This is a genomic window from Microbacterium sp. 22303, assembly GCF_052045265.1.
Classification (GTDB): Bacteria; Actinomycetota; Actinomycetes; order Actinomycetales; family Microbacteriaceae; genus Microbacterium.
Genome location: NZ_JBQEOQ010000004.1, coordinates 465853 through 481445, shown reverse-complemented (window position 1 = coordinate 481445; position 15593 = coordinate 465853). Strand labels below are relative to the sequence as shown.

The following is a 15593-nucleotide window of genomic DNA, read 5'->3' as shown; positions in this document are numbered from 1 at the left end:
GGATCAGAGCGCGGCACCGACCAGCGCTTCCCCGAGCGGGGTGCGCAAGTGCAGCATGCGGGCGCCGTCGCGCGTGCTCGCGATCAGGCCCGCGTCGCGCAGCACCGTGAGGTGGTGGGAGGCGGTGGATGCGGCGATCCCCGCCTCCTCCGCGACACGCGTCGTGGTGCGCGGCACATGCGCCGTGAGCAGGATCCCGGCTCGCACCGGCCCGACGAGGGCCTCGAGCGCCCGGACGAGATCCTCCGCGTCCTGGGCCCAACCCGCGGTCACGCCGCGGGCAGGGTAGAACAGCGTCGGCTGGGCGGGCGCCTCGGTGATCACCATGCAGCCCCACGACGACATCACGGACGGCACCAGCACCAGGCCGCCACCGCGGCAGTCCACGTCCTCGCTGTGCCGGCGCAGTCGCACCCGCACCGAGCCGTCGCCCCAGCTCACCTGCGGGTGGATCCCGGATGCCATCGCTGCCAGGCCGTCTGTCGCGATCGTGCGGGACCGCACCGCGATGTCCGCTCGCAGGATCCGCTCCAGCTGCGGCCAGACCGGTGCCATGGTGCTCTCCCAGACCTCGGCCCAGGCGTCGGCGATGATCGAGCGCGCCCGGGCGGGCCGTTCCTGCATGCGGCGCAGTGCCTGCTGGCGCCGGCCGGAGGAGCGGACCACCATCTTGCCGAGGTCTACGCGCATGCCCGCGAGCGGAGCCTCGCGGAGAGCTGCGAGCTCGTCCTCGGGCCCGAGATCCCAGCGCGCGGTCGATGTGACGAAGTCCGGCATGTATCCGTCGGCGCCGATCACATGCGCGAGCACACCGAACGCGTCCCGCGGCAGCCGGCCGCGGACGTCCTTCAGCCACCCCCAGGCGAGCGGGTACTGCTCGGGGCGCAGCAGCACGCGCACGGCGTGCGCGAGCTCATGACCGGGCGAGATCCCGAACCGCACGGCCTGGATGTCGCCGGGACTGAGATGGAAGTCGACGTGGTGGTGCTCCCATTCCACGCCTTCCATGTTTCGATCCACATCGAAACTCTACGGGGCACACCAGAACCTCGCGAGAGTGGGATCACACCACCGAGAGGACCAGATCATGAGCAGCATCGCCCCCGATGTCGCAGTCGTCGCACCCGCGGACATCCGCCTCGGCACCGGCAATGGTCGTCGTTTCGAAGGCGCCGACCACGGCGCCGGCGTCTCGTACTTCTACGTCGACAACCAGCCGGGTCAGGGCTCCCTTCTGCACTGGCACCCGTACCCCGAGACCTGGGTCGTGCTGGAGGGCGACGTCGCCTTCACCGTCGGCGACCGCATCATCACCGCGACCGCGGGAGACACGGTCACCGGTCCCGCCTTCGTGCCGCATCGCTTCGAGAACGTCGGATCCGGCACAATGCGATTGATCGGCATCCACGCCTCGGCCGTCATCATCCAGACCGTGGTCGACTGACCGCGATCCCCGCGCAAGGAGTAGAACATGTCCTTCCAGGCATATCTCGACGCCGTCGAGACGAAGACGGGCCTCACCCCTCGGCAGATCATCGATCTCGCAGCCGCCCAGGGCTTCGGCCCTGACACCAAGGCCACACCGATCCTGGAGTGGCTGAAGACCGAGTACGACCTCGGGCGCGGCCACGGCATGGCGATCGTGCACGTCATCACCAAGGGCCCCACGATCAGCACCAAGCACGTCGGGACCGACGGCGTGCACCGCGACGAGAGCGATACGCTCTGGCTCGACGGCAAGGACTCCAACCCGCACGGCGCCTGAGCGCCGCCCACCCGCGACAGCAAGGACACACGACATGGCCGTTCGCGCCGACCTCAACATCTCCCTCGACGGATACGCGACCACTACCGACCAGACGGCGGAGAACCCGTTCGGCGAGGACTGGGGGCGGCTGGTGGCCGCGTACACGGCCACGCGCACGTTCCGCGAGCGCGTCATGGGGGATCCGTCCGGCGGCACCACGGGGGTCGACGACCGCTACGGTGCGGAGTACTTCGAGAACATCGGCGCCGAGATCATGGGCGCCGGGATGTTCGGGCTGCACAACTTCCCGGATGACGCGGAGTGGCGCGGCTGGTGGGGCGAGGAGCCGCCGTTCCACTGTCCGGTGCTCGTGCTGACGCACAGCACCGGCCGGGCGCCGATCTCGTTCGCCAACGGCACGGAGTTCCGCTTCCTCGACGCCGCACCGCAGGAGGCGCTCGACCTCGCGACCGAGGCGGCCGGCGGCGCGGACGTGCGCATCGGCGGAGGCGTCGACACGGTGCGCTCGTTCCTGGCCGCAGGGCTCATCGACCGCCTGCATGTGGGCATCACGCCGATCCTGCTCGGCCGCGGCAAGAACCTGTGGGCGGACCTGCGCGGACTGGAGAACGACTACGCGGTCACGAGCGAGGTCGCCGAGAGCGGCGTCGTGCACGTGACCTTCGCACGCGGCTGAGGCTGCGCGCGAGAGACGCCGCGGTCCAGACCGACGGCTCACGCCGCGTGGCGGGTGCCTTCCGCGTCGTCGGACCCGTCCGCGTCCTCGATGTCTTCGTCGGAGGGAGCGGATCCGGTCTTCGCCGAGCGCTTCTCATAGATCGCGCGGGAGGCGTCCGACAGCGGGTTGCGCAGGAACAGCAGCGAGATGCTGATGCCGATGAGCGCGGCGAACAGCGCCGCGAGCCACCAGAACTCCCGGAAGATCGGGAAGAAGAACCACAGGATCCCCAACGGCACGAGGAACGCCAGCAGGCGCAGCACCGAGTACACGAGCAGGGGAGGAAGTTTCACAGGTTCAGTCTAGGAGGGTGCGTTCGGCATGCGCTGTGAGGGGCGTATGGCATCCGTCTCGATCAGATGTGCGCCGCATGGACGCGGCCGCAGGACGGTGCCACGGGATCGCGTCCTCCGGCGACGCCCGTGCCGGATCCGGCATCCCCCCGCACGCCTAGACTGGAGTCGTGGCACGTTTCCTCGTGATCGGCGGTTTCCTGGCCGCGGTCTTCTGGGTGTACAGCATCGTCGACTGCATCGTGCAGCCGGCGAGCAGGCACCGAGGCGTGCCCAAAGCCGTCTGGATTGCGATCGTCGTCGTCATCCCCGTGATCGGCGGCCTGCTGTGGTTCACGATCGGGCGCACCCGGCGCGGGCACACCGCGGATCAGGAGCGCTATCTCCCGCTCGATGACGTCGATCCCGCCACGCGGATCAGCCCTGCCGAGCAGGAGCGTCTGATCCGGGAGCTCCAGGAGGAGTTGTCGCGTCTCGACGATCGCGGCGACCCCGACACTCCCGGCCCGCGCCCGTGACGGCCTCGCCCTCCGCGGGTTTCACCCCCTCCGCGGACCCCGTGCCCTCCGCGGCGCCCGATCCTGCCGCGGCGGCGGCGCCGGCCGGGCAGGAGGGGGCTCCCGCCACCGAGGCCGCCGTGCGCCTGCTGACGGGCCTCGTCGCCCACGGCGTCGGCGACATCGTGCTGTCGCCGGGGTCGCGCTCGCAGGCACTCGCGCTCGCCGCCGTCGCCCTCGCGCGGTCGGGATCCGTGCGCGTGCACGTGCGGATCGATGAGCGCGTCGCCGGCTTCACCGCCCTCGGCCTCGGCCGGGAGTCGGGGGCGCCCGCTGTCGTCGTCTGCACCTCGGGCACCGCGGCGGCCGGCTACCTGCCCGCGGCGATGGAAGCATTCCACGCGGGCGTGCCGCTGATCCTGCTCACCGCGGACCGGCCACCCGAGCTGCGCGGCGTCGGGGCGAACCAGGCCACGATCCAGCCCGGGATGTACCGCCCCTGGGCGCGGCTGAGCATCGATGCTCCCGTGCCGGGCGAAGCGGACCCGACGGTGTTCGCAGACCTCGCCGCCGACGCGGTCGCCGCCGCCGTCGGCGCCACGGGGGAGGGGCTCGCGGGTGTAGCCGGCCCGGTGCACCTGAACCTGCCTGTGCGCGAGCCGTTGTCCGGGACGCTGCCGGATCCGCTCCGCGCCGACCGCGGATCCGTTCCGCGCCTCGGCCCAACCGCGCCGTTGCGTCTCGTCCGTGGTCCGCGCACCGTCGTCGTCGCCGGAGCCGACGCCGGCCCGGACGCCGAGCGGATCTCCCGCACCGGTGGCTGGCCGCTGATCGCGGAGATCGTGAGCGGCTCGCGCTTCGGAGATCACGTCGTGCCCGCGTACCGGGAGCGGCTGCGCGAGCCGGCGCTGGCCGGCCGGATCGAGCGCGTCATCGTGTTCGGGCACCCGACGCTCAGCCGTGAGGTCGCGGCCCTGCTGCGCCGCACCGACGTCGAAGTCATCGCCGTGGCCCGGGGCGGCGAGTCGCTGAACCTGTCCGGAGCGACGGTCGACGCACGCGCGATCGAGGTCGAGGCGGTCCCGGCCGCCCGTACGGACGAGGACGCCGCGTGGCTGGCCGCCTGGACCCGAGCGGAGGGGACTCACGCGGACCTCGCCCCCGACGGGGCGCTGGACCGCACCGCGCTCGTGCGGGCGGTGTGGGACGCCACCGGATCCGATGACCGTCTGCTGTTCGGCTCCTCGCGGATCGTGCGCGTCGCGGACCAGGCGCTCGCGGGTAAGGACGTGCGCGTGCACGCCAATCGCGGGCTCGCCGGCATCGACGGCACGATCGCGACGGGCATCGGCATCACCCTCGCCGCACAGGCCCGCGCGCAGACCGCCGATGCCGGAGCGGGCCGGACCGGAGTCACCCGGGTCCTCCTCGGCGACCTCTCGCTCCTCCACGATGTCGGATCCCTGCTGATTCCCGCTGACGAACCGGCGCCCCGGATCCAGGTCGTGGTCGGCAACGACGGCGGGGGCACGATCTTCGACGGTCTCGAGGTCGCGGGCACCGCCGCGGCCGAGGACCTCGACCGCGCCTTCTACACGCCGCAGGCCGTCGCGCTGGCGCCGCTCGCCGCCGCCTACGGCTGGACGTACGTGCGCGCCGACGGCGTCGCCGAGCTGGCGCACGCTCTCGCTGCAGAGATCGCCGGTCCGCAGCTGATCGAGGTGCCGCTCGCACGCTGAGCCCCCGGCGCGCCGCAGCGAGCGGGCCCGATCGGCGCCGTACCGATGCGGCATCATGGGGACATGAGCCAGCACTCCGCCGGGTGGACCGCCCCGGCCGCCGATGTCCTCCGCGTCACGTCCGCCGGCCTCGCCGCAGTCGATCCCGAGTCCACGCCCGGGTACCAGGGCCGCAAGGCGGACGGCGCCGAGTCGCTGGCCACCGGGCTCGCCGCGCTCGACGACCTGCAGGAGCGGCTGTTCGCGCGCTCCGCGGTGGGCGAGGCGCAGGCCAGCGTCCTGCTGGTCCTGCAGGCGATGGACTCGGCGGGCAAGGGCGGGATCGTCCGGCATGTCGTCGGAGGCGTGGATCCGCAGGGCATCGAGCTGGCCGCGTTCAAGGCGCCGACCGCCGAGGAGTTGCAGCACGACTTCCTCTGGCGCATCGAGAAGCGGCTGCCGGCCGAGGGCAAGATCGGTGTGTTCGACCGCTCGCATTATGAGGACGTGCTCATCGGGCGGGTGCGCTCGCTCGCGCCCGCCGAGGAGATCGAGCGCCGCTACGGGGCGATCGTCGACTTCGAGAAGCGCGTGGTCGACTCCGGAACGCGCATCATCAAGGTCATGCTGCACATCTCCCGCGATGAGCAGAAGCAGCGCCTCATGGAGCGGCTGGAGCGTCCCGAGAAGCACTGGAAGTTCAACCCGGGCGACACCGACGAGCGCCTGCTCTGGGATGACTACATGGCCGCGTACGACACCGTCTTCGAGCGCACCTCCACCGACGACGCGCCCTGGTACGTGATCCCTGCGAACCGCAAGTGGTACGCGCGCCTCGCCGTGCAGGAGCTGCTGCTCGCCGCGCTCGAGGACATCGACCCGCAGTGGCCCGTCGCCGACTACGACGTCGAGGCCGAACGCAAGCGCCTCGCCGCGAGCTGAGCGGCGCTCGCTCTGTTCTCGAAGTGCGCAAATGGTCGCAATCAGCGGCCGGAAACCGCAATTCGCGCGCTTTGAAAGTCCGACCCCGGCTCTGGCTCAGGCCAGGGCGTCGACGATCGGGCGGAACTTCACCCGGGTCTCCAGCAGCTCCGCCTCGGGGTCGCTGCCGGCCACGATCCCTGCTCCGGCATAGGCCGTAAGCGGGATCGGCGCCTCGAGATCGGATCCGGATCCGGTCACGTCGAACTGCGCGCACCGCAGCGCGATCGCCCACTCGCCGTTGCCGTGCGCGTCGATCCATCCGACCGGGCCGGCGTAGCGCCCGCGGTCGAAGGGCTCGAGCTCGCGGATCGCGGCGATCGCGGCATCGGTCGGGGTGCCGGCGACGGCGGCCGTCGGGTGCAGCGCGGCCGCGAGGTCCAGCGCGGACGCGCCGTCGCTGAGCCGCGCGCGCACATCGGTCGCGAGGTGGAACAGGTTCGGCAGCTCCAGGATGAACGGGCCGCCCTCGGCGTCGAGCGCCGTGGTGTGCGGGGCAAGCGAGGCCACGACGCTGCGCACCGCGAACGCGTGTTCGTCGTTGTCCTTGGGGCTGTCCGCCAGGGAGGCCGCGGCACGGGCGTCGGTCACCGCGTCGGCGCCGCGGGCGGTCGTCCCGGCCAGCACGCGGGCGGTGACCACGCCGTCCTGCGCCGTGACGAGGGTCTCCGGGCTCGCACCGATGAGGCCGTCCACGGCGAACGCCCACGTGTCGGGGTACTCGGTGCTGAGCGCGCGCACCAGGCGGCGCAGGTCGGATCCGGCCGGCACCGTGCCGACCAGATCGCGCGCGAGCACGACCTTGCCGTAGCGGGCGTCGGCGATCGCCGCCAGCGCCCGTCGCACCGAGGCCTGGTAGCCCTGCGCTGACTGCGCGCCGGGACCGAGCGTGCCCGCCCAGTGCGGGCCGAGGGCCGTCGGCCCCGGGGCGGCGTCGGCGTCCAGTCCGTCGGTGGATCGATCGCTGTCGTCGGGATTGCCGTTCACGGCATCGCCAGCATCGAGGATGCGGGTGATCCAGGTGCGTCCGCCGCGTCGTCCGATCACGGTGCGCGGCACGATGAGCACGCTGTCAGCGGCGGAGCCCTCGTCGAACACCAGGGCCGCGAACGCGACAAGACCGGTGCCGGGCAGGCGCACGGCGTCGTCGATGCGGGCCGAGGAGCGGATGCCGTCCCACGCGCGACTGAGAGCGGCGGTGCGCGGCTCGGAACCGGCGGCGACGCGCACGACGCGCGCGGTCTCGGATCCGACGGCGACGATCCCGTCGCCGCGGCGCAACCACGCGCGCGGATCCACTGGATCGGCATAGGCGAGCAGGTCATCGGCGAGGTCGAACTCTCGCGTCTGAACGACCAGGCCGGCACTCACGGAACCAGCCTATTGCGTGCCGGAAGCGTCGCTGCGCCCTGCGCAGCGTCCGAGGCGCGACATAGAGTGGCACCGTGATCGCCGAACGTCCTGCACCCGGAACCGAGATCGTCTTCCAGTGGCGCAAGTGGGACGGCTCCCCGCACTGGCGCCACGAATGCGTCTACCTGGGTGCGGACGAATGGGGCGACTGGGTCGGTCAGCCCGCCGGCTGGGGGAGTGAACGCCCGGGGCGCACCTTCACCGCGGCGGCGCCCAACGTGACGCTCGTGCCGCCGAGCGGCGACTACGCCCTCACGGTGAACCGCGACCACCCCAAGGGAATGCGCATCTACATCGACCTCGCGTGGGACGTGCACGCCGAGCCCGCGGGCGGACCGCAGGCGGGCGAAGCGCCCGTGCTCTTCACAGGTATCGACATGGACCTCGACGTCGTGCGCGTCGACGGCGAGCGCGGCACGTGGATCGACGACGAGGACGAGTGGGACGAGCACCGCGTGCAGTACGGCTATCCCGCCGACGTGCAGCGGCACCTGGAGTCGCTCGCGGCCGACCTCGCAGAGCGGGTGCGTGCGCAGCTGCCACCGTTCGACGACGCCTCGGCCGACGTCTGGCTGGACCGGCTCGAAGCGCTCGCGCTGGTGCCACGTCGGTAGCAGCGGGCGACGTCCGCCGCCCGGCATGCGCACGGCTCTGCCCGCGTAGGCTGGACGGGTGAGTGCGAACGAGCGGCCGAACCGCGCAGACCTCGGCAAGGACCCTTCCCGCGTCAGCGGCATGTTCGACCAGGTCGCGGCCGGCTACGACCGCACCAACACGGTGATGACCGTCGGCAACGACGCTCTCTGGCGGGCGGCGACGACGCGCGCGGTCGCGCCGAAGAAGGGCGAGCGCATCCTCGACCTCGGCGCGGGCACCGCCTCGTCCTCGGCCTCGCTCGCCCGCAGCGGCGCCGAGGTGGTCGCGGCCGATTTCTCCCCGGGGATGCTCGCGGAAGGCAAGCGCCGGCACGGCGACCTGCCGAACCTCAGCTTCGTCGAGGCGGACGCGACGAACCTCCCGTTCGACGATGAGACCTTCGACGCGGTCACGATGTCGTACAGCCTGCGCAATGTGCAGGATCCGAAGAAGGCCATCGCCGAGCTGTACCGGGTGACCAGGCCCGGCGGCCGCGTCGTGATCAATGAGTTCTCCACGCCGCCGGCGAAGCTGCTGCGCGGGTTCTACAAGGTCTACAACGCGCAGGTGCTGCCGCGCGTGGCCCGCCTCGCCGGCAGCAACGGCGAGGCCTACGACTACCTCAACGAGTCGATCCGCGCCTGGCCCGATCAGCGCACCCTCGCCGGCTGGCTGCGCGAAGCGGGCTGGATCGACGTGGCCTGGCGCAACCTGTCCTTCGGGATCGTGGCGCTGCACCGCGCTCGCAAGCCGAAGGCGTGACGCGGGAACCGGGTACGGTGCGCGCCCAGGTAGGCTGGACGACGTGACTTCGAGCCCCGCCGCCACGGGTTCGCGCCTCGCGAGCCGTCTCGGTTTCAGCGACCGCGTGTTCGTCGGCCCCGCCGCGCGCAAGCTCGCCCGCGAGGTCGAGGCCGGTCTCGATCTCGTCGAAGAGGGCCTCGCGGTCGACCTGCGCATCGCCGACTCGATCGCCGACGCCCCGAGCCGCTACCTCTACGAGGCGGGCGGCAAGCGCGTGCGCCCCGTGCTGTCGCTGCTCACCGCGCAGCTCGGCGCAGGAAACGTGCCCGCGGTCATCGACATCGCCAAGGCCCTGGAGATGACGCACCTCGGCTCGCTCTATCACGACGACGTCATGGACGGCGCGGACCGCCGCCGTGGTGTGCCGGCTGCGCAGACCGTGTGGGGCAATAACATCGCGATCCTCACCGGAGACCTGCTGTTCTCCCGGGCGAGTCAGCTCATGTCGCGCCACGGCGACCGCGCGATCCGTCTGCAGGCCGACACCTTCGAGCGTCTCGTGCTCGGGCAGATGCATGAGACGGTGGGCCCGCAGGAGGATGACGACCCTGTCGAGTTCTACATCCAGGTGCTCGCCGACAAGACCGGATCCCTCATCGCCGCAGCCACGCAGGCCGGTGCCATCTTCTCTGGCGCCCCCGCCGAATACGAGGTGCCGCTGCGCAACTACGGCGAGAAGGTCGGCGTTGCCTTCCAGCTGCTCGACGATGTGATCGACCTGTCGGCGAAGCCCGAGGACACCGGCAAGGTTCCGGGCACGGATCTGCGTGCGGGCGTTCCCACCATGCCCTCTCTGCTGCTGAGCGTCGAGACGGATCCGGAATCCACAGCGCTCGCCGCGGAGATCGATGCCGGCGTGCAGCGGATCGCCGCGGGCGAGGATCCGGCGATCCTCGATGACGCCCTCGCGCGCCTGCGCGACCACGCCGTCACCCGGAAGACCCTCGACCTCGCCCGCAGCTGGACCCAGGGCGCGATCGACGAGCTCTCCGTGCTGCCCAAGGGCCCCGTGCGCGATGCGCTGACCCGGTTCGCGGAGTCGCTCGCGGACCGCAGCAGCTGACGTCCTGCTGCCGAAAGGAACCACCATGACAAAGCTCAGGCTTGCCATCGTCGGAGCCGGCCCCGCCGGCATCTACGCCGCCGACCTCCTGCTGAAGGCCGAACGGCGCTTCGACGTCTCGATCGACCTGTTCGAGCAGCTGCCCGCGCCGTACGGCCTGGTGCGCTACGGCGTCGCCCCCGACCATCCGCGCATCAAGGGCATCATCACAGCCCTGCGCGACGTGCTGGATCGCGGCGACATCCGCCTGTTCGGCAACGTGAACTTCGGCACCGACATCACGCTCGAGGACCTGAAGCGGCACTACAACGCGGTGATCTTCGCGACCGGAGCCCGCCGCGACACCGGCATGGACATCCCCGGGATCGACGCGGTCGGATCCTACGGCGCCGCCGACTACGTGAGCTGGTTCGACGGGCACCCCGACGTGCCGCGGGAGTGGCCGCTGGACGCGGCATCGGTCGCCGTCATCGGCAACGGCAACGTGGCGCTCGACGTGTCGCGCATGCTCGCCAAGCACGCCGAGGACCTGCTGGTCACGGAGGTGCCGGCGAACGTCTACGAGGGCATGAAGTCGAGCGCCGTCACCGATGTGCACGTGTTCGGACGCCGTGGCCCGGCGCAGGTGAAGTTCACCCCGCTCGAGCTGCGCGAGCTCGGCGAGCTGCGCGACGTCGACATGGTCGTCTACGACGAGGACTTCGAATACGACGACGCCTCCCGCGACGCGATCGCCAGCAACAAGCAGGTCATGGTCATCGACCGGGTGCTGCAGGCCTGGCGCAAGCGCGATTCGGTGAACAACGCCGGCGGCACCGCGTCGCGCCGTCTGCACCTGCACTTCTGGGCGCGGCCCGTCGAGGTCAAGGCCGACGAGAACGGTCGCGTCGCGGCGCTCGTCTACGAGCGCACGAAGCCGGACGGCACGGGCGGCGCGGTCGGCACCGGAGAGATGCGCGAGGTGCCGATCCAGGCGCTGTACCGCGCGGTCGGATACTTCGGCTCGCCGCTGGACGGCGTGCCCTTCGACAAGAAGCACGGCGTGATCCCCAACCGCGAGGGCCAGGTGCTCGCGAAGGACTCCAACCAGCGAGTGCCCGGCATCTACGCCACCGGCTGGATCAAGCGCGGTCCCGTGGGCCTCATCGGGCACACCAAGTCCGACGCCATGGAGACCGTGCGTCACCTCATCAACGACCAGGGTTCCTGGTGGCAGCCGGAGGATCCGTCCGAAGAGGCGATCCCTGCTCTGCTCGCCGAGCGCGACGTGCGCTGGACCGACCTCGACGGGTGGCACCGGCTCGATGAGCACGAGGTCGCGCTCGGCGCCCCGGAGGAGCGCGCGCGCGTCAAGGTCGTGCCGCGCGAGGACATGGTCCGCATCTCCCGCGGGGAGTGAGCCGAGTCCTTTCCCGCATCTCCCGCGGGGAGTGACCCGGCCGCCTGCCGGGTCTACTTCTTCGCGGTCACCTCGACGGTGAAGGTGACGTGGGCGCCCGAGGCGCTGTTGTCCAGCGTGACCTTGGTGGTGCCCTCGGCCAGTGCGTCGAGTCCGGGATTGAACTGAGCGGATCCGTCGTCCTTGCCCGGAACGAAGGCGACGACCTTCGCATCCGCGATGTCCGCGGTCCAGTGCGCGAAGTCCTTGTCGTCGCCGGTGAGGTCGATGGTGTTGCCGACGGGCGCCTTCACCGTGGTCCCGTCGACCGTGCCGAGGTCGACGATGATCGGAGGCAGCATATCGCTGCCGGTCGTCTCGGGGGTGCTGCTCGTGCTGGTGGCGGGCGCGACGCCCCCGGAGCAGCCGGCGAGGGCGAACGCCCCCGTGGTGAGGGCGGCGACCGCCGCGAGGCCGGCGATCGAGCGGTGCAGTCGAGTGCGGATCATGATTCCTCCTGAGCAGTGCGCGTCGATGTGGCCCAGCGTAGAGGAGGCGTGCTCCGAGGCGCCGCCGAACGGCGCGGATACTCTGGATCCATGAGCCACCCCGTCTCCGCCACGTGGATGCCCGACGTGCTCGGCGACGAGTTCGAGCAGCTCCCTCTGCCGCTCGGATCCGATGACGAGGGAGAGATCGTCGCGACCCTGGTGCGGGCGCTTCCGCGACGCACGGCCTGGCAGCGCCTGTTCGGGGATGGCCGGCAGCTCGCCGACACCGATGTGCTGTACGTGCACGGGTGGTCGGACTACTTCTTCCAGAAGCGGCTCGCACGGTTCTGGACCGGCCGCGGCGCACGCTTCTTCGCACTCGACCTGCGCAAGTACGGCCGCAGCCTGCGCGAGTACCAGACCCCGGGCTACATCGGTGATCTCGTCGAGTACGACCAGGACATCGCCGCCGCGCTCGCCGCGATGCAGGAGGGATCCGGCGCGGTCGGGCGCCGGCTGGTCTTGCTCGGCCACTCCACGGGCGGGCTGATCCTGAGCCTCTGGGCCGCACGGAATCCCGGCGTCGCGTCGGCCGTGATCCTGAACAGCCCGTGGCTGGAGTTCCAGCTCTCGCGCTTCACGCGGGAGACGATCACGCCGCTCGTGGGGCTGCGCGCCAAATACCGCCCGCTCGATCGTGCGCCGCAAGTCGACCTGGGCTACTACACGCGTGCGCAGCAGGAGGCCGCGGATCCGGCGGATCCGATGGACGTCAATCTCAGCTGGCGGCCGGCGCAGACGATGGCCGTGCACGCCGGGTGGCTGCACGCGATCCTGGGCGGGCATGCGGCGATCGCCGCGGGGATCGCGATCGACGTTCCCGTGTGCGTGCTGCTGTCCGCACGCAGCGCCGTACCGACGGCATGGTCGGATGACCTCACCCGCGCCGACAGCGTGCTGGTCGTCGAGGACATCGCCCGCGCCGCGCTGAGGATCGGCCCCTCGGTGACGATCGAGCGCATCGACGGCGCGCTGCACGACGTGTTCCTGTCCCGGCACGAGGCGCGGGAGGAAGCGTACGCGCGACTGGGGCACTGGGTCGACGGATGGGCCGCCGCGGATTCGGCGGCGCGGACGCAGGTCATGTCTCCGGCGCACTGATCCCGAGCCCTCGGGTGGGCGGGGCCCCGACCGCCGGTCCGGGCTTGGCACTGCGGTGGGCGGGTTTGGCCCGGCGGCCTCGCCCGGGGATCATGGTGGGCAAATGTTCGTCATTGTTCGAGGGGGCAGTCATGGTCGCGGCCGCACGGCACGATGCGATCCTGCGCGAGCTGGAGCTGCGCGGATCCCTCGTCAACACCGGGTTCGCGCGACGGCTCGGCGTGACGTCGATGACGCTGCGTCGCGACGTCGAGGATCTGCATCGGCGCGGTCTGCTGGTGCGGGTGCACGGTGGCGCGGTATCGCTCGCCGTCGCCCAGCAGCAGTCCGCGGACGTCGCCGGGTACGGACCTCGACGCACCCGCCCGGTCGCGACGATCGGGATGATCGTCCCGACCACGGAGTACTACTTCCCTGAGATCATCCGCGGTGCCAGTCGAGCGGCGGCCGAGGCGAACTGCCGGCTGGTGGTGGGCGCGACGAACTACTCACCGGACGAGGAGCTGCGCCAGGCGCGCCGGATGCTGGAGAGCGGCGTTGATGGTCTGCTCATCACGCCGCACGGTGCGCTCGAGGCGGATTCGTCGCTGCTTCAGGTGCTGCGAGATGCGCGGGTTCCCATCGTCCTCGTCGAGCGCGATGCGGAGGATCGCGTGCAGGATCTTTTCGCGATGGTGCGCTCGGACCACGCCTACGGCGCGGAGCTCGGGATCCGGCACCTGGTGGCGCTGGGTCATCGCCGCATTGCCTTGGCCACCCGCCCGTCGGCCACCGCGTCGGGTCTCGACGAGGGGTTCCGACGCGGGATGGTCGCGGTCGGCGAAGACGGCTTCGCGCTGCGGGGCGCACTCTCGGATCCGCTCGTCGGCGAACGCGTCGCGGTGGCAGGGCTGGGTGCCTTCCTGGATCAGTGCATCGAGCACGCGGTGACTGCGGTCATGCTGCTGGGCGATGCGGACTCGATGGCGTTCACCGAGCTCGTTCTCGCTCGCGGTCTGCGCATTCCGGAGGATATCGCGGTCGTCGCCTACGACGACGAGGTGGCGTCGCTCGCTGCGGTGCCGTTGACCGCTGTGGCGCCGCTGAAGCGCGATCTCGGGCGGTCCGGGGTGCGCCTCTGCTTCGATCAGCTGCGTCGCGCGCGCGGCGACGCGGGGACGGTCGTGCGCAGCGTTCTCATGCCGGAGCTGGTGGTGCGCGAGTCCACCGTTCCACAGGAGCTTGTTTGAAAATGTTCGTTTGAACGTCTTCTCCTTGGAATGACGGTTCGGTGCGGGTCAAGATCGACCCGCACCCGACCCGATTCGAAGGAGAACCGATCATGCACCTGCGCCGAACCGCCCTGTTCGCCGCCGCCGTCGTCGCCGCCACCCTGATCGCCGGATGTTCCTCCGGATCGGGAGCGCCCGCAGTGACGCCGCCGCACGGCCCTGCCAAGGGGAACGTCACGTTCTGGTCATCCCTGAGCGGCATGAAAGACGTAGCTGCCGCGTTCAACGCCAGTCAGAAGGACATCACGGTCACGTTCGAGGAGATCCCGAACGGAGCCAATGGCGGATATACGAAACTGTCCGCGGCGATCTCGTCGGGGACCGGCCCCGACGTCGCCGGTATCGAGTATCAGGCGCTGCCCGGCTTCGTTGCCGCAGACCAGTTGAAGAGCATCGACGGACTCGTCCCAGGCAAGGTGCTCACCGCCTACGATCCCGAGGTCCGCGGTCAGGTGTCCTTCGCCGGCGCCGACTACGCGCTGCCCTACGATGCCCCGCCGATGGTCATGTGGTACCGGAAGGACCTCCTCGCCGATGCGGGCGTGCAGGTGCCCAAGACGTGGGCGGACTTCGAGAAGGCGGCGCGCGCGCTGAAGGCCGTGCACCCCGACTCCTACCTCGCGAGCTTCTTCACCAATGAACCGCAGCTGGCTCCGCTCGCCTGGCAGGCAGGATCTGAGTGGTTCCACGCCGGCAAGAGCTCGTGGAAGGTCGGCATCGACGACGCCGCCTCCAAGAAAGTCGCCGACTACTGGCAGCGGCTGATCGACGAGGGGCTCGTGAAGAGGCAGCTCGGCTTCAGCGACGAATGGACGGCGGATCTGAACAGCGGCGCCGTCGCCGGCTGGATCGGCGGCTCGTGGAGTGCGTCGGGTCTGAAGACCCGCACCGAGGGTGCGGGCCAGGCCGGCAAGTGGATCGCGGCGGTCCCGCCGACGTGGGACGGCAAGCCCAGCGCCTCGCTGAGCGGCGGGACGAGCTTCGCCATCACGAAGAACTCCAAGAACGCGGATGCCGCGGCGGCGTTCCTGACCTGGCTCACCACCTCGCCCGAGGCGGTCAGGGCGCGCGGCGCGGTCGGCACGGCCTACCTGGCCTACCCGGGTCTGAACGATGTCGCCAAGGCTGTGGCGCCGACCGCTTACTACGGCAACGACATCTACGCCGTGTTCGGCCAGTCGTCTAAGGGCCTGCGCCCGTGGGCGTGGGGACCGAGCTACGACATCACCGGCGCCGCGCTCAAGAACGCGGTGACCTCCAGCCCGACCCTCGGCGACGCCGTTGCGACGACGCAGAGCGACACCGTATCCGGGCTGAGCAAGCTCGGCGTCAGTATCGCGAAGTGATCGCCGACAGAGCGCAGTGACCCGCGACGGCTGCCGGATCGGATCCGGTCCGGCA

17 protein-coding genes are annotated in these 15593 nt (G+C 70.9%); 13 read left to right on the top strand and 4 right to left on the bottom strand.

Annotated elements, in window-relative coordinates; all coding sequences use genetic code 11:
* Window positions 1-3: 3 nt before the first annotated feature.
* Window positions 4-1020 (bottom strand): DUF5937 family protein, encoded by a 1017-nt coding sequence (locus tag ACTJI8_RS14295; protein ID WP_440734076.1) that lies wholly within the window; start codon window positions 1018-1020, stop codon window positions 4-6.
* Between the two features lie 67 nt (window positions 1021-1087).
* Between ACTJI8_RS14295 and ACTJI8_RS14290 the strand changes: the two genes are divergently transcribed.
* From ACTJI8_RS14290 to ACTJI8_RS14280, 3 genes are read left to right on the top strand one after another with little or no spacing between them, the layout of a single operon-like run.
* The gene (locus ACTJI8_RS14290) at window positions 1088-1444 is read left to right on the top strand and encodes a cupin domain-containing protein (protein WP_440734075.1); all 357 of its coding nucleotides are present in this window, start codon (window positions 1088-1090) and stop codon (window positions 1442-1444) included.
* 27 nt (window positions 1445-1471) lie between these two features.
* The gene (locus ACTJI8_RS14285) at window positions 1472-1765 is read left to right on the top strand and encodes a DUF4287 domain-containing protein (protein ID WP_440734074.1); all 294 of its coding nucleotides are present in this window, start codon (window positions 1472-1474) and stop codon (window positions 1763-1765) included.
* Between the two features lie 34 nt (window positions 1766-1799).
* On the top strand, window positions 1800-2444 hold the full coding sequence (locus ACTJI8_RS14280; protein WP_440734073.1) for a dihydrofolate reductase family protein: 645 nt from the start codon (window positions 1800-1802) through the stop codon (window positions 2442-2444).
* A 38-nt stretch (window positions 2445-2482) separates the two neighbouring features.
* On the opposite strand, the gene ACTJI8_RS14275 is transcribed toward ACTJI8_RS14280, so the two are convergent.
* On the bottom strand, window positions 2483-2779 hold the full coding sequence (locus tag ACTJI8_RS14275; RefSeq protein ID WP_440734072.1) for a DUF4229 domain-containing protein: 297 nt from the start codon (window positions 2777-2779) through the stop codon (window positions 2483-2485).
* 170 nt (window positions 2780-2949) lie between these two features.
* Between ACTJI8_RS14275 and ACTJI8_RS14270 the strand changes: the two genes are divergently transcribed.
* From ACTJI8_RS14270 to ACTJI8_RS14260, 3 genes are all read left to right on the top strand, one after another.
* Entirely contained in the window at window positions 2950-3297 is a 348-nt protein-coding gene (locus ACTJI8_RS14270; protein ID WP_440734071.1) for a PLDc N-terminal domain-containing protein, read from the top strand.
* A gap of 41 nt (window positions 3298-3338) precedes the next feature.
* Window positions 3339-5015, top strand: a complete 1677-nt coding sequence (gene menD, locus ACTJI8_RS14265) for a 2-succinyl-5-enolpyruvyl-6-hydroxy-3-cyclohexene-1-carboxylic-acid synthase (protein WP_440734099.1) — start codon at window positions 3339-3341, stop codon at window positions 5013-5015.
* Window positions 5016-5078: 63 nt separating this feature from the next.
* Window positions 5079-5936, top strand: a complete 858-nt coding sequence (locus tag ACTJI8_RS14260; RefSeq protein ID WP_440734070.1) for a polyphosphate kinase 2 family protein — start codon at window positions 5079-5081, stop codon at window positions 5934-5936.
* Between the two features lie 96 nt (window positions 5937-6032).
* Here ACTJI8_RS14260 and ACTJI8_RS14255 read toward each other — a convergent pair whose 3' ends face one another.
* Window positions 6033-7346, bottom strand: a complete 1314-nt coding sequence (locus tag ACTJI8_RS14255; protein WP_440734069.1) for an isochorismate synthase — start codon at window positions 7344-7346, stop codon at window positions 6033-6035.
* A gap of 74 nt (window positions 7347-7420) precedes the next feature.
* On the opposite strand from ACTJI8_RS14255, the gene ACTJI8_RS14250 reads away from it, so the two are divergent.
* From ACTJI8_RS14250 to ACTJI8_RS14235, 4 genes are read left to right on the top strand one after another with little or no spacing between them, the layout of a single operon-like run.
* Window positions 7421-8002 (top strand): hypothetical protein, encoded by a 582-nt coding sequence (locus ACTJI8_RS14250; protein ID WP_440734068.1) that lies wholly within the window; start codon window positions 7421-7423, stop codon window positions 8000-8002.
* Between the two features lie 58 nt (window positions 8003-8060).
* Window positions 8061-8786, top strand: a complete 726-nt coding sequence (locus ACTJI8_RS14245; protein WP_440734067.1) for a class I SAM-dependent methyltransferase — start codon at window positions 8061-8063, stop codon at window positions 8784-8786.
* Window positions 8787-8829: 43 nt separating this feature from the next.
* Complete coding sequence (locus tag ACTJI8_RS14240) at window positions 8830-9891, top strand: polyprenyl synthetase family protein (RefSeq protein ID WP_440734066.1); 1062 nt, start codon at window positions 8830-8832, stop codon at window positions 9889-9891.
* Window positions 9892-9916: 25 nt separating this feature from the next.
* Window positions 9917-11290 (top strand): FAD-dependent oxidoreductase, encoded by a 1374-nt coding sequence (locus ACTJI8_RS14235; RefSeq protein ID WP_440734065.1) that lies wholly within the window; start codon window positions 9917-9919, stop codon window positions 11288-11290.
* A 53-nt stretch (window positions 11291-11343) separates the two neighbouring features.
* Here the strand turns inward: ACTJI8_RS14235 and ACTJI8_RS14230 are convergent, their stop codons facing one another.
* Complete coding sequence (locus ACTJI8_RS14230; protein ID WP_440734064.1) at window positions 11344-11778, bottom strand: hypothetical protein; 435 nt, start codon at window positions 11776-11778, stop codon at window positions 11344-11346.
* Window positions 11779-11868: 90 nt separating this feature from the next.
* On the opposite strand from ACTJI8_RS14230, the gene ACTJI8_RS14225 reads away from it, so the two are divergent.
* The 3 genes from ACTJI8_RS14225 to ACTJI8_RS14215 all read left to right on the top strand — a co-directional run bounded on the left by ACTJI8_RS14225 (window position 11869) and on the right by ACTJI8_RS14215 (window position 15538).
* Window positions 11869-12921 (top strand): alpha/beta hydrolase, encoded by a 1053-nt coding sequence (locus ACTJI8_RS14225; RefSeq protein WP_440734063.1) that lies wholly within the window; start codon window positions 11869-11871, stop codon window positions 12919-12921.
* A 131-nt stretch (window positions 12922-13052) separates the two neighbouring features.
* Window positions 13053-14150 (top strand): substrate-binding domain-containing protein, encoded by a 1098-nt coding sequence (locus ACTJI8_RS14220; protein WP_440734062.1) that lies wholly within the window; start codon window positions 13053-13055, stop codon window positions 14148-14150.
* 92 nt (window positions 14151-14242) lie between these two features.
* Entirely contained in the window at window positions 14243-15538 is a 1296-nt protein-coding gene (locus ACTJI8_RS14215; protein WP_440734061.1) for an ABC transporter substrate-binding protein, read from the top strand.
* Window positions 15539-15593 lie beyond the last annotated feature (55 nt).

Bases quoted from the DNA above. Each gene is read 5' to 3' on its own strand.
- ACTJI8_RS14290 (WP_440734075.1), top strand. From the start codon at position 1,088: ATGAGCAGCATCGCCCCCGATGTCGCAGTCGTCGCACCCGCGGACATC.
- ACTJI8_RS14285 (WP_440734074.1), top strand. From the start codon at position 1,472: ATGTCCTTCCAGGCATATCTCGACGCCGTCGAGACGAAGACGGGCCTC.
- ACTJI8_RS14280 (WP_440734073.1), top strand. From the start codon at position 1,800: ATGGCCGTTCGCGCCGACCTCAACATCTCCCTCGACGGATACGCGACC.
- ACTJI8_RS14260 (WP_440734070.1), top strand. From the start codon at position 5,079: ATGAGCCAGCACTCCGCCGGGTGGACCGCCCCGGCCGCCGATGTCCTC.
- ACTJI8_RS14235 (WP_440734065.1), top strand. From the start codon at position 9,917: ATGACAAAGCTCAGGCTTGCCATCGTCGGAGCCGGCCCCGCCGGCATC.
- ACTJI8_RS14230 (WP_440734064.1), bottom strand. From the start codon at position 11,778: ATGATCCGCACTCGACTGCACCGCTCGATCGCCGGCCTCGCGGCGGTC.
- ACTJI8_RS14225 (WP_440734063.1), top strand. From the start codon at position 11,869: ATGAGCCACCCCGTCTCCGCCACGTGGATGCCCGACGTGCTCGGCGAC.
- ACTJI8_RS14220 (WP_440734062.1), top strand. From the start codon at position 13,053: ATGGTCGCGGCCGCACGGCACGATGCGATCCTGCGCGAGCTGGAGCTG.
- ACTJI8_RS14215 (WP_440734061.1), top strand. From the start codon at position 14,243: ATGCACCTGCGCCGAACCGCCCTGTTCGCCGCCGCCGTCGTCGCCGCC.